The sequence below is a fragment of the Pseudomonas sp. AC083 genome (genome assembly GCF_979253165.1).
On record NZ_CEEDDH010000012.1, the window covers coordinates 1 to 14,129 of the forward strand.

14 protein-coding genes are annotated in these 14,129 nt (G+C 62.0%); 2 read left to right on the top strand and 12 right to left on the bottom strand.

Annotation, left to right across the window (positions count from 1 at the left end; all coding sequences use genetic code 11):
* Positions 1 to 115: 115 nt before the first annotated feature.
* The 12 genes from AC0IXA_RS17600 to AC0IXA_RS17655 all read right to left on the bottom strand — a co-directional run bounded on the left by AC0IXA_RS17600 (position 116) and on the right by AC0IXA_RS17655 (position 12,104).
* Positions 116 to 394: a DUF971 domain-containing protein gene (locus AC0IXA_RS17600; RefSeq protein WP_341637701.1), complete on the bottom strand. Its 279-nt coding sequence runs from the start codon at positions 392 to 394 to the stop codon at positions 116 to 118.
* On the bottom strand, positions 391 to 1,353 hold the full coding sequence (locus AC0IXA_RS17605) for a HEAT repeat domain-containing protein (RefSeq protein ID WP_341637702.1): 963 nt from the start codon (positions 1,351 to 1,353) through the stop codon (positions 391 to 393). Before AC0IXA_RS17605 ends, AC0IXA_RS17600 begins: the two co-directional genes overlap by 4 nt.
* The gene (locus tag AC0IXA_RS17610; RefSeq protein WP_471814077.1) at positions 1,350 to 2,198 is read right to left on the bottom strand and encodes an ABC transporter ATP-binding protein; all 849 of its coding nucleotides are present in this window, start codon (positions 2,196 to 2,198) and stop codon (positions 1,350 to 1,352) included. The genes AC0IXA_RS17605 and AC0IXA_RS17610 overlap by 4 nt, the downstream gene beginning before the upstream one ends.
* Entirely contained in the window at positions 2,198 to 2,980 is a 783-nt protein-coding gene (locus AC0IXA_RS17615; protein WP_471814243.1) for an ABC transporter permease, read from the bottom strand. The genes AC0IXA_RS17610 and AC0IXA_RS17615 overlap by 1 nt, the downstream gene beginning before the upstream one ends.
* Before the next feature lie 135 nt (positions 2,981 to 3,115).
* Complete coding sequence (locus AC0IXA_RS17620) at positions 3,116 to 4,540, bottom strand: ABC transporter substrate-binding protein (protein ID WP_341637705.1); 1,425 nt, start codon at positions 4,538 to 4,540, stop codon at positions 3,116 to 3,118.
* A 211-nt stretch (positions 4,541 to 4,751) separates the two neighbouring features.
* Positions 4,752 to 4,997, bottom strand: coding sequence for a 4Fe-4S dicluster domain-containing protein (locus tag AC0IXA_RS17625; protein WP_003225615.1), 246 nt, complete (start codon positions 4,995 to 4,997; stop codon positions 4,752 to 4,754).
* Between the two features lie 27 nt (positions 4,998 to 5,024).
* Complete coding sequence (locus AC0IXA_RS17630; protein ID WP_341637706.1) at positions 5,025 to 6,755, bottom strand: fumarate reductase/succinate dehydrogenase flavoprotein subunit; 1,731 nt, start codon at positions 6,753 to 6,755, stop codon at positions 5,025 to 5,027.
* Positions 6,752 to 7,504, bottom strand: a complete 753-nt coding sequence (locus AC0IXA_RS17635) for a GntR family transcriptional regulator (RefSeq protein WP_341637707.1) — start codon at positions 7,502 to 7,504, stop codon at positions 6,752 to 6,754. The genes AC0IXA_RS17630 and AC0IXA_RS17635 overlap by 4 nt, the downstream gene beginning before the upstream one ends.
* A 127-nt stretch (positions 7,505 to 7,631) precedes the next feature.
* Positions 7,632 to 8,597: a Gfo/Idh/MocA family protein gene (locus tag AC0IXA_RS17640; protein WP_460154544.1), complete on the bottom strand. Its 966-nt coding sequence runs from the start codon at positions 8,595 to 8,597 to the stop codon at positions 7,632 to 7,634.
* 9 nt (positions 8,598 to 8,606) lie between these two features.
* Entirely contained in the window at positions 8,607 to 9,494 is an 888-nt protein-coding gene (locus AC0IXA_RS17645; protein WP_071172020.1) for a Dyp-type peroxidase, read from the bottom strand.
* 74 nt (positions 9,495 to 9,568) lie between these two features.
* Positions 9,569 to 10,306 (bottom strand): DUF72 domain-containing protein, encoded by a 738-nt coding sequence (locus tag AC0IXA_RS17650; protein ID WP_471814082.1) that lies wholly within the window; start codon positions 10,304 to 10,306, stop codon positions 9,569 to 9,571.
* Between the two features lie 10 nt (positions 10,307 to 10,316).
* A complete protein-coding gene (locus AC0IXA_RS17655; RefSeq protein ID WP_471814084.1) occupies positions 10,317 to 12,104 on the bottom strand; it encodes a thiamine pyrophosphate-requiring protein in 1,788 nt (595 codons plus the stop codon).
* A 179-nt stretch (positions 12,105 to 12,283) separates the two neighbouring features.
* Here AC0IXA_RS17655 and AC0IXA_RS17660 point away from each other — a divergent pair, with 179 nt between their 5' ends.
* Positions 12,284 to 12,787 (top strand): cupin, encoded by a 504-nt coding sequence (locus AC0IXA_RS17660; RefSeq protein WP_341637710.1) that lies wholly within the window; start codon positions 12,284 to 12,286, stop codon positions 12,785 to 12,787.
* Between the two features lie 232 nt (positions 12,788 to 13,019).
* Positions 13,020 to 13,859, top strand: a complete 840-nt coding sequence (gene yghU / locus AC0IXA_RS17665; protein WP_341637711.1) for a glutathione-dependent disulfide-bond oxidoreductase — start codon at positions 13,020 to 13,022, stop codon at positions 13,857 to 13,859.
* Positions 13,860 to 14,129: the final 270 nt, after the last annotated feature.

Genomic DNA, 14,129 nt, shown 5'->3' on the forward strand with positions numbered 1-14,129 from the left:
CTGATCGTTCCCACGCTCTGCGTGGGAATGCCTCAAGGGACGCTCCGCGTCCAGTGACGCGGAGCGTCACGGGCTGCATTCCCACGCTGAGCGTGGGAACGATCATCGGATAAGGTCAGGAATCCAGTTGCGCCAGGTACTCCCACGGGTAAATCCCGCGTTGATGCCCGTCGCTGAACACCAGTTGCACACCATAACCCTGCGGATTGACCTCGATCAGGCGCACGCGATCATCTACCAGCGGCGTCACGCCGCGCAGGCGAAACGCGCGGCATTGCGAGCACGGGCATTGCCGGCGCAGATCGGCATGCCTGAGCAGCGATTCGCGCCCGCCCGGCCAGCTCAGGCGCAACGTGCGCGCACTCTGCGAGTTGCCCACCGCCAGCGGATTCATTGCAATTGACTCAGAGCGATGCGCACGGCTTTGCGCACTTCCGGGTCGCCGTCGTCCTGCGCTGCCTGCAACGCGGCCACGGCGCCGCGATCGTTCAATTCACCGAGGGCCAGCGCGGCTTCCTTGCGCAGATTGCTGATGCGGTGGCCGAGGGTGTCGATCAGCGCATCCAGCGCCGGGACGAAGCGCAGGCGGCCGAGGCTGCGGGTGGCGCGCAGGCGCACTTGCCAATAGTCATCGCTCAGCGCTTCGACCAAGGCCGGGCCGGCGTCGCTGTGGCCAACCTTGCCCAGCGTGGTCGCAGCTTCTTCGCGCACTTGCCAGGCAGGGTCGCGCAACGCCTGGCGCAACGCCGGCAGCACTTCGGCGTCGCTGGCCAGACCGAGCGCACCGGTCGCGGCGCGGCGCACTTCGGTGTCCGGGTCTTCGCTTGCCAGGCGCGCCAGGGCTGGCAGCGCGTCGAGCTGTTTGAGCCAGCCGAGCACGCCAACCGCTTCGCGACGGACATTGGCATCGGCATCCTCCAGCGCTGCGACGGCGGCCGGCGCGGCCTCGCCGAAGCGCAATTCGCGTAACGCCCGAAATGCGGCGATGCGCACACTGACATCGGCATGGGCGGTCCACGGCAGAATTACCCCTCCCGCTTGCGCAGTCTTGAGCAGACTCAGGCTTTGCGCAGCCGCCGATTGCACGGCGGGCGCCGGATCCGTCAGCGCTTCGCACAAGGCTTGCACGACCACTTCATCCTCCCACGCTTCGAGCAATCGTGCGGCTTCAGCGCGGACGTCCTCGGCGGGATCCTGACGAAGTCGATCAACCAGCCAGAGCAAACCATCCGGTTCCTCCAGATCAGCCAGATCAATCAGGGCAATGCGCCGCACGCCAGCGTCTTCAGCCGTCAGGCGCGGTTGCAGGGCGAGGATGTCTTCGTTGTCGGTCACAGCAAAAATAGAGGTCATAGGGCAAATCGCGGCAAAGGGTTTTCAGGAGGCAGGCCGAGCGGATTGAGGCGCGGCAGCGGTCGGTCGTTGTCGTGGCGCAGCAGGTCGAGGCAGTGGCGCTTGAGGCGAGCGAATTCCGGGCTGGTCACCAGCTCGCTGGTGCGCGGACGCGGAAAGTCCAGAGGCAAGTCTTCGATGATTCGCCCCGGTCGCGCGCTCATCACCAGCAAGCGGTCGGCGAGAAACAGCGCCTCGTCAATGTCGTGGGTGACGAAAACCACCGTGGTGCGGATGCGCGTCCAGATGTCCAGCAGCAGTTCCTGCATGTTCAAGCGGGTCAGCGCATCCAGCGCGCCGAACGGCTCGTCCATCAGCAACAGGCGCGGGCGATTGACCAGCACCCGGGCGATCTCCACCCGCTGCTGCATGCCACCGGAAAGCTGATCAGGCCAGCGCTCGGCAAAGCCTTCGAGGCCGACCAGTTTGAGGATTTCATCAGCCGCGCGATGCCGCTCAGCCTTGCCGACGCCGCGCATCTTCAGGCCGAAGGCGACGTTGTCGCGCACCGTACGCCACGGGAACAGCGTGTGGTGCTGGAACACCATGCCGCGCTGCGGCGACGGGCCGTTTACCGCGCTGCCGTCGACTTTCAAGCTGCCGGTACTCCCATTCAAGTGCCCGGCCAGAGCGCCGAGCAAGGTCGACTTGCCGCATCCGGACGGGCCGAGAATGCACACGAACTGGCCGGGTTCAATCTGGCAATCGAGACCCTGCACCGCTTCGAAAGCCTCGCGGCCCTGGCCGAGGACGATGGACAACTGGCGAATGTCGATCCGCCCTTCCGGGGTTTGCATCACGCTCATCAGGCTTTGCCTCGCGGTCGATGCCAAGGCGTGAACAAGCCGCCCAGGCGTTTGATCAGCCAACTGCTGCCCATGCCCAACACGCCGATCAGGAGCATGCCGACGACAATGTCGGCGTAGTTCTGAATGGTGTAGGACTCCCAGGTGTAGTAACCGATGCCGAACTGCCCGGAGATCATTTCCGCCGTCACCAGACAGAACCACGACGTGCCCATGCCGATCGCCAGGCCGGTAATGATGCTCGGCGCAGCGCCCTGCAGAATCACCTCCAGCAGAATCGCCCGGCGCCCTGCCCCGAGGCTTTTTGCCGAGGCGATCAGGCGTGGATCGACGCCTTCGACGCCGTGCACGGTGTTGAGCAGAATCGGGAACAGCGCGCCGGTGAAGGTAATGAAGACCATCGACAATTCCGAGGACGGAAACATCAGAATCGCCAGCGGAATCCACGCCACGGCGGGGATCGGGCGCAGGACCTCCAGTGGTGGCAGCAGAATGTCTTCGGCCCATTTCGACCGGCCGATGGCCAGGCCCAGGGCGATGCCAATGATCAACGCCGCCACGTAACCGGCGAAGACGCGGCCGAGGCTGCTGCTCAGGTGCTGCCAGAGCTTGCCCGAGTCGCCCAGGCCCAGCGCGGCTTCGATCACCGCCAGTGGCGTCGGCACGTTGGCAAAGGTGACCAGGCCGAGGTTCCAGTGATGGCTGGCGGCGAGTTGCCAGAAGAGCAGGCAGAGCAGCAGGGAGCTGGTCCTCGGAATCCAGCGCAAACAGGATCGATACACATTAATTTCCATAAACCGAGTCCCTTGTGGGAGCGAGCCTGCTCGCGAAAGCGGTGGGCCAGACCTGTATCAGTCACTGGCCTGACGCCTTCGCGAGCAGGCTCGCTCCCACATTTATGATTGAGGTGTTCAGGGTTAGCGCGCAGCAACAACCTGCGCAGTGGCATCGCTGAAGTCGAACACCTTGCCACCCTGCCCCGCAGCGTATTGCTGGGCCTGGCCCTTGAGCAGAAATGCGCTGAGGCGGCCCTTGGCGTCGCTGGCAAACCACGCCTGTTCAGCGAGCAACTTGATCCCGCTGTCACTGGCCTGCGCATAAACCGCACGAATGTTCTTGCCCTCCTGCTTCAACCCTGCCAGCGCGGTGAACGCCGCTTCAGCCGAGCCATAACGGCGGACTTTTTCCTCGCCACGCACCCAGATTTCCGCGACATGGCTGACGTCGGTGATGGCTTTGCCCGTCGCCGCATCCACACCCGGCAATGGCGTCTGCGCGTAGTTGGCCAGTTGCGCGGTGTAATCGAGGTTCGAAGCCTTGAACGCGGCGCGGATGTACTGGTCGTCGATGAAGCTGTTCAGGTCGAGCCCGCGATCGGCTTTTTTCAGCAGCTTCAGGGTATCGATGGCGGTACCGACGGCCTGGCGATATTCAGGCTTCCAGCTCAGGTCACGGGTCTGTACGCCGAGCGGGCCATGGAACAGGTAGTTGACCTCGGCATCGACGCCGGTGACTTTGGCGATCAGTTCGCTGTACTTCTCCGGTTCGGTGGCGAGCAGTTGGTTGGCTTCGATGCTGGCGCGCAGGTAGGCGACGACGATTTCCGGATACTTTTTGGCGTAGGCCTGATCCACCAGTGCGCCATGGAAAGTCGGCGCGTTGGCCTGAGCGCCGTCGTAGATCTTGCGGGCGAAACCACGGCTCGGGAACAGCTCGGCGAAGGGCACGAAATCGGCGTGGGCGTCGATCTTGCCGGCCTGCAATGCCGAGCCGGCGACTTCCGGTGGCTGGGCGATGATGTTGACATCCTTGAGCGGGTCCCAGCCCTGCTCTGCCACGGCGCGCAGCAACATGCCGTGAGCCGTCGAGGCGAACGGCACCGAAATGGTCTTGCCCTTGAGTTCGCTGAGGCTCTGCACCGACGAAGCGCTCGGCACGACAATGCCGTTGCCGCTGCCCTTGATGCTGCCCGACAGCACGCTGATGAACAGGCTGTGCTTGCCCGCCGTTTCGAACGCCACACCGTTGAACGCACCGGGGAAATCGGCCATGGCACCGAAATCGAGCTTGCCGGCGACCATCTCATTGGTCAGCGGCGCGCCACTGGTGAAATTCTTCCACTGCACGTCGTACTTGGCGTCTTTGTAGGCGCCATCGTGGGGCAGGTATTTTTCCAGCAGACCGAGTTCACGGATCAACAGGCCACCGGCGGCGCAGTTGATGGTGGTGTCCTGAGTGCCGATGGCGATGCGGATGGTTTCGGCCGAGGCCGACAAGGTGAATGAAGCCAGGACCAGCCCAGCGAGTGCTGCACGCAACATGAGTGTTTCCCCTCGAATCATTGGTTTGAAGTTCGTCTCCGCCGCGATCGGGGCGCGGTGGGAAACGAGGGGTGTTTTGCATTCAGCGTCCGGGGTTCACCGGATGGCTATTGGATAATCACAATTGCAACGTGGGAGCGAGCCTGCTCGCGAAGGCGGCGGGTCAGTCACCATCATTGTTGAATGAACGATTGCTTTCGCGAGCAGGCTCGCTCCCACAATGGATTTGGGGTCAACGCAACAAATAGGGGATGTCGACCTTCACCGCCCCCGTCGGGCAATCCTTCTCGCACGGCATGCAGTACCAGCATTCATCGAAAGCCATGTAGGCCTTTTGCGTGGCCGGATTGATCGCCAGCAGGTCCATCGGGCAGACGTCGACACACACGGTGCAGCCCTTTTCGGCGATGCATTTGTCCTCGTCGACCGTGACCGGCGCGTTGGAGCGGAAGAAGATTTCCTGAGCTTGGTAAGCCATGGTTCGGACTCTCTGAAAAATGATGTCTCAAGCGGCGAAGGCGCCGACCCGCAGGCGGTCGTAAGCCTGCATTTCCTCGGCGTCGAGCGGGATGATGTAGGGCTCGACGGCCTTCTTGAAACTGCTCATCTTGCCGTCCTCGCCCTTCTTCAGATGGCAGTGGCAGAACCAATCGACGTCGTTGCGTTGCGGATGATCGACGCGATAGTGGTACAGGCCCCAGCGGCTTTCAGCGCGGAACAACGAAGCGCGGGCGGCCATTTCGGCACAGTCGCGGATCACGCTGGTTTCCATCGCTCGCATCAGTTCGTGAGCGTTGTTGGCTTTCATCTGCTCGAGATCGCGCTCGATGTCGCTGAAGCGTTGCAGGCCGATCTGCATTTTTTTGGTCACTTTCGGCGGTTGCAGGTAGTCGTTGACGAAGCGCCGCAGCTTGTATTCGACCTGCGCCGGCGGCAGACCGTCCTGGCGATCGAGCGGCGCGTAGACCCGGGCTTTCTCCTTGGCGATCTGCTCGCTGTCCAGTGCGGAAAACTCGCGGCCGGCAACAAAGTCCGCGGCGTTGTGCCCGGCGAACCAGCCGTAAGTGAACGCGCCAAGCATGTAATTGTGCGGCACCGCAGCCATGTCGCCGGCCGAGTACAAGCCCTTGACCGAAGTCTCGGCACGCTCGTTGACCCACACGCCTGACGCCGAGTGGCCGCTGCAAAAACCGATTTCCGAAATGTGCATTTCAACCATCTGCGTGCGGTAGTCAGTGCCGCGATTGGCGTGGAACTGGCCACGGCTCGGGCGCTCGTTGCTGTGCAGGATTTCCTCGATGTTCTGGATGGTTTCCTCGGCCAGGTGATCGAGTTTGAGGAACACCGGGCCGTTGCCGCTTTCCAGTTCCTGGTGAAATTCCCACATCATCTGCCCGCTCCAGTAGTCGCACTCGATGAAGCGTTCGCCCTTGTTGTTGGCGGTGTAGCCACCCAGCGGGCCGGTGACGTACGCGCAAGCCGGGCCGTTGTAATCCTTGATCAGCGGGTTGATCTGAAAGCACTCAAGGTTGGCCAGTTCGGCGCCTGCGTGATAGGCCATCGCGTAGCCGTCGCCCGCATTGGTCGGGTTTTCGTAGGTGCCCATCAGGTAGCCCGACGACGGCAGACCGAGGCGCCCGGCCGCGCCGCAGGCGAGAATCACCGCTTTGGCCTTGATCACATGGAAGTCGGCGGTGCGACAATCGAAGCCCATCACGCCGTTGACCGCGCCCTCCTCGTCGGTCAGCAAACGCGTGCAGACCAGGCGATTGGTGATGCTCACCCGCGCACGTTTCAACTGCCGATACAGGACTTTCTTGATGTCGTGCCCTTCTGGCATCGGCAGCACATAGGCGCCCATGTGGTGGACCTTTTTCACCGCGTAGTCACCGGTTTCGTCCTTCTCGAACTTCACGCCCCAGCGGTCGAGTTGTTCGATGGTTTCAAAACTGTGCGTCGCATAGGCGTAGACCGCCGCCTGATTGACGATGCCGTCGTTGGCGATGGTGATTTCCTTGGTGTACTGCTCTGGCGTCGAGTGGCCGGGGATGATCGCGTTGTTCAGGCCGTCCATGCCCATGCTGATCGCGCCGCTGCGTTTGACGTTGGCCTTGTCGACCAGCAACACGCGCAAATCGCGGTTCTTCTCCTTGGCCTTGATCGCTGCCATCGGCCCGGCCGTACCGCCGCCAATCACGACGATGTCGTATTCCTGTTCTAGAACGTTGCGGGTCATGCCTGCTCCCCTTTTTGCCGGTCGATCCGCAGGCGGTACTGGAACGCATCGCCACGGTAATAAAGGTGTTCGAAGTCCAGCGGCTGGCCTTGGGCGTCATGGGTCAGGCGCTCGATGCGCATGATCGGCGAGCCCGCTTCGACGCTGAGTGCCTGGGTCAGGTCGCTGTCGGCCAGCACCGCGTCGATGGCCAGATCGGCGTGGCCGAGGGCGATGCCGCAGTCGTTTTCCAGAATGAGAAAGATGTCACGAGTGACCAGGTCGGCCTTCTCCAGCCGTTCGCCGACCGCTTTGGGCAGGTAGGTGATTTCCAGCGAGATCGGCTCGCGGTTGATCAGGCGCACGCGTTTGATCTGCGCGACGATTTCACCTTCGGCCACCTGCAGACGCTCGGCCACGCGCTTGTCGGCCGGAATGAATTTGAAACTGCGCAGGCGGTTGATCACCTCGTAGCCGCGCCCGGTCATCGACTCGGCGAGGCCTTGCAGGCTACTGACGTTCTGAAAGGTTTTCGGCTTGGCGACGAAGGTGCCCTTGCCATGGATCTTGAAGATCAGACCTTCCTTTTGTAGATCGCCCAAGGCTTGGCGCACGGTGATGCGGCTGACTTTGAACAGCGCACCCAGTTCGCTTTCGGAAGGCATCTGACTGTCTTGCGGGTATTCACCGTCGAGAATCCGCGCACGGAGCACGTCGCGCAGTTGGGTGTGCAGCGGAACGCTACTGAGGGAGAGAACGTTGTCGGGCATCGTGGGATCACTTGTTATAACGAGTTATGACGTGATCTTAGAGACGTTATGACGAGGTTGAGAAATATCGTTTGGGCATAACCTTAGATGCGTGTTGCGCCGGGAGACCTGTGGGATCATGAGCTATTCAGCGTTTGAGGATCTCGTCCATTACCCAGTCGGTCTTGACGGCCTGCTCGGCCACGGCGGGATGCTGTGAATCACCCCGAATATGCGCATTCATCCCCAGCACGTGATGCCACTGAATATGCTCGTGATGAGCGATCTCCAGGCTGATCTGCTCATCGGCATCCAGCTGCACCGGATGCTCGTCAAACACCGAAAACCCGATGCGCCCTGTGCTGCCGATAATCTCGACCCGATCTTCACGCCGGTCCGCAACAAAGTTCCAGCAGCCCATGCCCAGCGCTCCGGAAGCGAACCGCCAGGTGGCGCTGACCGCATCTTCCGCCGCATACAGACCCGCCTGACGCGCGGTGAAACCGGCGACTTCAACGATGTCGCCAAGCAGATACTGAAACAGGTCCAGGCCATGGCTGGCCAGGTCGGCAAAGTAGCCGCCGCCCGCCACCGCCGGGTCGGTGCGCCAATTATCGCGACCCTCAAGATCAGCCGGCGACGGCGCTTTGGTCAGCGTCCAGCTCAGATGGCGGACATCGCCGATGCGACCCTCCTCCAGCCATTGCCGCACCTGAGCGAAGCGCGGCAGCGAGCGGCGGTAATAGGAGACGAACAAGTGCAGACCGGCAGCGGCAAACGCTTGCTGCATCTCGCGGCTTTGCCCGGCGTTGAGTGCCATGGGCTTTTCCACGCAGCAATGCTTGCCGGCGGCGGCGACTTTCAGGCTGTAGGCGTGGTGGCTGTCGGGCGGTGTGGCGATGTACACCGCGTCCACTTCGGGATCGTTGATCAGCGCATCGACATCGGTATAGACGCGGCTGATGCCGTGGCGCGCGGCGTAGTCGGTCACCGCTTCGAGGCGTCGGCCCATCACTGCGACCAGTGCCGAACCGGGCGCCTTGTAAAAGGCCGGTCCGCTCTTGCGTTCAGCGACACTGCCGCAACCGATCATGCCCCAGCGCACCACGTTCATATGCAGTCCTCAGCCGATGCGCAGCGCGCGCAGATCAAGGCGTCCGTCCTTGAGCGGCGGGCACCAGTAGTAGCCGCCGGTGATTGGCCGGCTGATCTGGTACAAGCCATCGGCAATACCGTCCTCCAGGCCGCTCATGCGCCGCAGCTGTGCTTCGAAAGCATCCAGCGAAAAACCGAAAGCGAGGAACATCAAACCGGCGCGATCGCCTTCAATCCACGGCATCGAGCGGCGCACGACGAACGCTTCCGGCGCGAAGCTCTCTTGCGCGGTGCGTTTGACGTGGGCGGAGATCGGCGCGTCGTCGATTTCTTCGTTATCGCTCAAGCGCCGTCCCATGATGTCGTCCTTGGCCCCTGCAGACAGGCGATGAAAACCCTTGAGGTCGTGCTGCCACTGCTGGATCGCGGCGAAGCTGCCACCGACCAGCCCGTCCGCGCCACTGCTCAGCAGCGCGGCGGCGACAGCGGCGTCATCGTGGGGGTTTTCCGTGCCGTCCTCGTACCCGGTAAGGTCGTGGCCGTCCATATGACGGAAGGCTTCCTGCATCTCGACCAGACGCAAGGCCGGGGCCAGCGCGGCTTCGATAGCGTTGCAGCGGTTGAGCAGCTCACCCCGGTCGACACCGTGCAACCAGATCCACAGGGCATGCTGAGTCGACGGGTTATTCACGCCAACGCCGGTCAGCGCCGGGAAGCTGCGCAGGCCAGCGATTTCGACATTCAGCGCCTTGGTCAACGACTCACCAAAGCCAACCACCGCCGACTTGCCATCCACCAGCATCAGCAGGCTGTCGATCGCTTGCGGCAAGGCTTCAACCGACGCCAGGGCGAAAAACAGATGACGTGCTTGCGCAGGAACAGGGGTAGCGAGAATGCCCGGCTGGTAGTAACTCATGTGAACTCCTTGAAAAAGTGCGCGGAGTTTACCTGTAGCCGGATCGTTTGTGTGGGTGGCGAGAGCGTCGTCGTTCAGAGTTCACCGCCTTCGATCAATGCCTTCAAAGCCAGCGCATTGGCCGTGGCGGCGCCGCTGGCGGTGTTGTCGAAGATGCACCAGATGTCTCTGCCGTCAGCCTTCGCGCGCCGCAGGTTCTGAGCAAGCTGTTGCAGATAGGCCGCTTCATAAGCGCTGTGATAAATCCGTGGCGAGCCGTGCAGGCGCCAATACTGCAGGCCTTGCCAGCCACCCGGCGCGGTGTCGCTGCTGATCCGCGAGGGATCGACCACCGCCTGGGCAATCTGCAGCTCCATCAGCATTGCCTCAGCCTCAGTCCACGATTCGTGTCGCGGCTCCAGCACTACACTGCCCGTGAACCGCTCGCGCAGGGCATGAAAAAACGCCTCGGGCACCGGCGCATCGAAGGCAAGTTTCGGTGGCAGTTGCACCAGCAGGCAGCCGAGTCGATCACCCAAGCCCTGGCACTGGCCGAGAAACTCATCGAGCGCGGCCGCGCTGTCCGCCAGCCGCTGTTCATGGGTGATGAGCTTCGGCACTTTCACTGCGAAGCGAAAGTCCGGCGCTACCGAGTCGGCCCAGCGTTCGTAGGTCTGACGCCGATGCGGGCGATAGAACGAGCTATTGATTTCCACACAGTTGAAGCGCGCGGCGTAGCGTTGCAGGTGCGTGCCTTCGGCGGGGAATACCGGCCAATGCTCGCGCCCGAGACTCCAGCCGGCGCAGCCGATGAATATCGCTGGCTCGTTCAAGCGCCCACCGTCATTTCTTGCCCGGCAACACGGCGCCCAGTACCTGCTTGGCGGTCTGCACGATCACCCCGGCTTCGTCCGGGTCGCCCTTGACCAGGGTCGTGGCGAATTTCTTCGCTTGCTCAAGCTTGATGTGCGGCGGCAACGGCGGCACGTTCGGGTCGGTCTTGAACTCGATCAGCACCGGCACTTCCGAGGCGAGCGCTTGCTCCCATGCAGCTGCGACCTCCTCCTCGCGATCAACGAAAATGCCCTTCAGACCGATGGAGATCGCGAACAGGTGATACGGCACGTCCGGAATGCTTTGCGACGCTTCGAACTTTGGATCGCCCTCCATCACCCGCTGCTCCCAGGTGACCTGGTTGAGGTCTTCGTTATTGAACACCGCGCAGATCCATTTCGGGCTCTGCCATTGCCGCCAGTATTTGGCGACGGTGATCAGCTCGGCCATGTTGTTCATCTGCATCGCGCCGTCGCCGACCAGGGCAATGACCGGGCGTTCCGGGTAAGCAAACTTCGCCGCGATCGCATACGGCACCGCCGCGCCCATCGAGGCCAGGCCACCGGACAGTGAGCATTTCATGCCGCGACGGATTTTCAGGTCACGGGCGAACCAGTTGGCGCAGGAGCCAGAGTCGCTGGTGATAATCGCCTGCTCGGGCAAACGCGGTGACAACTCGTAGACCACTCGTTGCGGATTGACCGGATCGGCTTTGGCCATGGCGCGTTTTTCCAGGCTTTTCTCCCAGCTGCTGCGCCAGCCTTCGATCTTCTTGCGCCATTTGTTCGAGGTTTTCTGTTCCAGCAAGGGCAGCAACGCAGCGAGGGTTTCCGCTGAATCGCCGACCAGATTGACCTCCATCGGATAACGCAGGCTGAGCATGTCCGGCTGCAAGTCGATCTGCACGCCGCGCGCCTGGCCTTCCTTGGGCAGAAACTCGGAATACGGGAAGCCCGAACCGATCATCAGCAAGGTGTCGCACTCGCTCATCAGCTTGTAGCTGGGCTCGGTGCCGAGCAGGCCGATGCTGCCGGTGACCCACTGCAAATCGTCTGGCAACGCTGCTTTGCCCAACAGCGCCTTGGCGACGCCCGCGCCGAGCTTTTCCGCCACGGCGACGACCAGATCGGTCGCCTCCAGCGCGCCGGCACCGACCAGAATCGCGACTTTCTCGCCGCTGTTCAGTACCTCGGCGGCGCGTTGCAGATCGGCGGCATAAGGAACGACTTTCGGCTTGCTGTAGCCGACGCCGGAATGCGCGGTGCCATGGGCGCGCGCGGGTTGTTCGTAAGGCAGGTCCTGCAAGTCATTGGGCAGAATCAGCGCGGTGACGCGGCGCTCGCCGACCGCAGTGCGCACCGCACGATCAAGCAGATGGCGCACTTGCGACGGCGCCGAAGCCTGCTGCACAAATGCACCGGCGACATCCTTGAACATCGACACCAGATCCAGTTCCTGCTGGTAGTGACTGCCCAGCGCCGTGCACGCCTGCTGACCGACAATGGCCAGCACCGGCATGTGGTCCATGCGCGCATCGTAGAGGCCGGTGATCAGGTGCGAAGCGCCAGGGCCGGAGGTGGCGATGCACACGCCCAGCTCGCCGGTGAACTTGGCGTGGGCCGAGGCCATGAACGCGGCCATTTCCTCGTGCCGCGCCTGGACAAATTCGATCTTGCCCTTGGCCCGGCTCATGGCGCCGAACACGCCGTTGATGCCATCCCCCGGATAACCAAAAATTCGCGTGACGCCCCATTCGCTGAGCCGCTCAACCAGAAAATCACCTACTGTCATCGTCATCTTGACCCTCGCCATTTACCGCTGCATGGACATGTAAGGGTCTGGACAGCTCGCTGCGCGATGAAGTTTCGCTGGATTGTCCGGGCATGGCTCAGGCGCCGTGTTTGCGCGGCAATGATTTTTTGAGGCGTGCGCCCTGCTCTGTGGTCGATTGAGAAATGATCGAAGGAGGATGGGCCATGACTGATGTGCAAACCCTGCTGCTTCAACGCAATGACTGGGTGCCGAACAATCCGCGTCTGCCGGTGCTGATCTACCGCAGCGCGATTGCCGTTGAAGGCGACGATCCGGCGGCGCGCTTCGAGCAGACCTTCGGCGCCAATGGCTGGCCGGCGCAGTGGCGCTACGGCATTTATGACTATCACCACTATCACACTGAAGGCCACGAAGTGCTTGGCGTGGCGGCCGGTCAGGCGCGGTTGATGTTGGGCGGGCCTGATGGGCAAGTCGTCGACGTCTACGCCGGGGATGTGCTGTTGCTGCCGGCGGGAACCGGGCACTGTAATCTCGAATCGAGCTCGGATTTTCTGGTGGTCGGTGCTTATCCGCCGGGGCAGCAGGCGGATATTTGCCGGGCCGCGCCGAGTGATGCGCAGTTGGCGCGGATTGCGGGGCTGGCGTTTCCTGAGACAGATCCGGTGCAGGGAGTCGGGGGTGCGGTTGGGCAGTATTGGAGCCGTTAGGCGCGGCGACACTGCCGACGCTTTCGCGAGCAGGTTCGCTCCCACGGGAGATTTGTGCCTGACTCCGAACCTGTTGGAGCTGGCTTGCCAGCGATTAAGGTGGGTCAGCCAATATTGATGCTGGATGTGCCGCCGTCATCGCTGGCAAGCCAGCTCCCACAAGGTAGTGTTCTCAATCCTTTCGAGATACGGTGTCTACCTGTTCTCTCCCAGCATCGACGAGGTCCGTTTCATGAGCAATGCGTCTTACGTTCCGCCCAAGGTCTGGAAACACGAAGCTCCTTCCGGCGGCCATTTCGCCAGCATCAACCGGCCGATCGCCGGGCCGACCCACGATAAGGAACTGCCGGTCGGCAAGCATCCGCTGCAACTGTATTCGCTGGCCACGCCCAACGGTGTCAAAGTCACCATCATGCTCGAAGAGTTGCTTGCACTCGGCCACAGCGAGGCTGAATACGACGCGTGGCTGATCCGCATTGGCGAGGGCGATCAGTTCTCCAGCGGCTTTGTAGAGGTCAACCCGAACTCGAAAATCCCGGCGCTGCTGGATCGCAGCGTCGAGCCGCCGATCCGGGTGTTCGAGTCCGGCTCGATCCTGCTGTATCTCGCGGAAAAGTTCGGCGCCTTGCTGCCCAAGGATCCGGCTGGTCGCACCGAAACCCTCAACTGGCTGTTCTGGCAAATGGGCTCGGCGCCGTACCTGGGCGGCGGTTTCGGGCACTTCTACGCGTATGCGCCGGAGAAGCTCGAATACCCGATCAACCGCTTCACCATGGAAGCCAAACGGCAGCTGGATGTGCTCAACCGCCGTCTCGCTGATAACGCCTATCTGGCCGGCGACGATTACACCATCGCCGACATTGCCGTGTGGCCCTGGTACGGGCAACTGGTGCGCAACAACGTTTACTCGGCGGCGGAGTTTCTCGCGGCACACGAGTACAGCCATGTGCAGCGCTGGGCCGAAGAAATCGCCAAGCGGCCAGCGGTCATGCGTGGGCAGCGAGTGAATCGCACCTGGGGTGATGAAGACAGTCAGGTGCCGGAGCGGCATGGGGCGAAGGATCTGGACTGATTTCAAAAAAACCGCATAACCCTGTGGGAGCGAGCCTGCTCGCGAAAGCGTCGTGTCAGACAACGCATCTGTGGAATGACACACCGCCTTCGCGAGCAGGCTCGCTCCCACATTTGTTTGCGCAAGCGCTCAAATCCAATTGTGAAAAAATCATTAACTAACTGACTCGTACGGGTTTATTCCCCCGGAAACTTCCGACATACTAATGCGAATAATTCTTACATGCACTCGCATTAGTTTCGTTTGGGTAAATCTTGGGGAAGCAGATAG

What these genes read in the sequence shown, in the direction of transcription:
- yghU (WP_341637711.1), top strand. Translation starts at nt 13,020, where the DNA reads ATGAGCAATGCGTCTTACGTTCCGCCCAAGGTCTGGAAACACGAAGCT.
- AC0IXA_RS17605 (WP_341637702.1), bottom strand. Translation starts at nt 1,353, where the DNA reads ATGACCTCTATTTTTGCTGTGACCGACAACGAAGACATCCTCGCCCTG.
- AC0IXA_RS17600 (WP_341637701.1), bottom strand. Translation starts at nt 394, where the DNA reads ATGAATCCGCTGGCGGTGGGCAACTCGCAGAGTGCGCGCACGTTGCGC.
- AC0IXA_RS17655 (WP_471814084.1), bottom strand. Translation starts at nt 12,104, where the DNA reads ATGACGATGACAGTAGGTGATTTTCTGGTTGAGCGGCTCAGCGAATGG.
- AC0IXA_RS17620 (WP_341637705.1), bottom strand. Translation starts at nt 4,540, where the DNA reads ATGATTCGAGGGGAAACACTCATGTTGCGTGCAGCACTCGCTGGGCTG.
- AC0IXA_RS17630 (WP_341637706.1), bottom strand. Translation starts at nt 6,755, where the DNA reads ATGACCCGCAACGTTCTAGAACAGGAATACGACATCGTCGTGATTGGC.
- AC0IXA_RS17625 (WP_003225615.1), bottom strand. Translation starts at nt 4,997, where the DNA reads ATGGCTTACCAAGCTCAGGAAATCTTCTTCCGCTCCAACGCGCCGGTC.
- AC0IXA_RS17660 (WP_341637710.1), top strand. Translation starts at nt 12,284, where the DNA reads ATGACTGATGTGCAAACCCTGCTGCTTCAACGCAATGACTGGGTGCCG.
- AC0IXA_RS17645 (WP_071172020.1), bottom strand. Translation starts at nt 9,494, where the DNA reads ATGAGTTACTACCAGCCGGGCATTCTCGCTACCCCTGTTCCTGCGCAA.
- AC0IXA_RS17610 (WP_471814077.1), bottom strand. Translation starts at nt 2,198, where the DNA reads ATGAGCGTGATGCAAACCCCGGAAGGGCGGATCGACATTCGCCAGTTG.
- AC0IXA_RS17635 (WP_341637707.1), bottom strand. Translation starts at nt 7,504, where the DNA reads ATGCCCGACAACGTTCTCTCCCTCAGTAGCGTTCCGCTGCACACCCAA.
- AC0IXA_RS17640 (WP_460154544.1), bottom strand. Translation starts at nt 8,597, where the DNA reads ATGAACGTGGTGCGCTGGGGCATGATCGGTTGCGGCAGTGTCGCTGAA.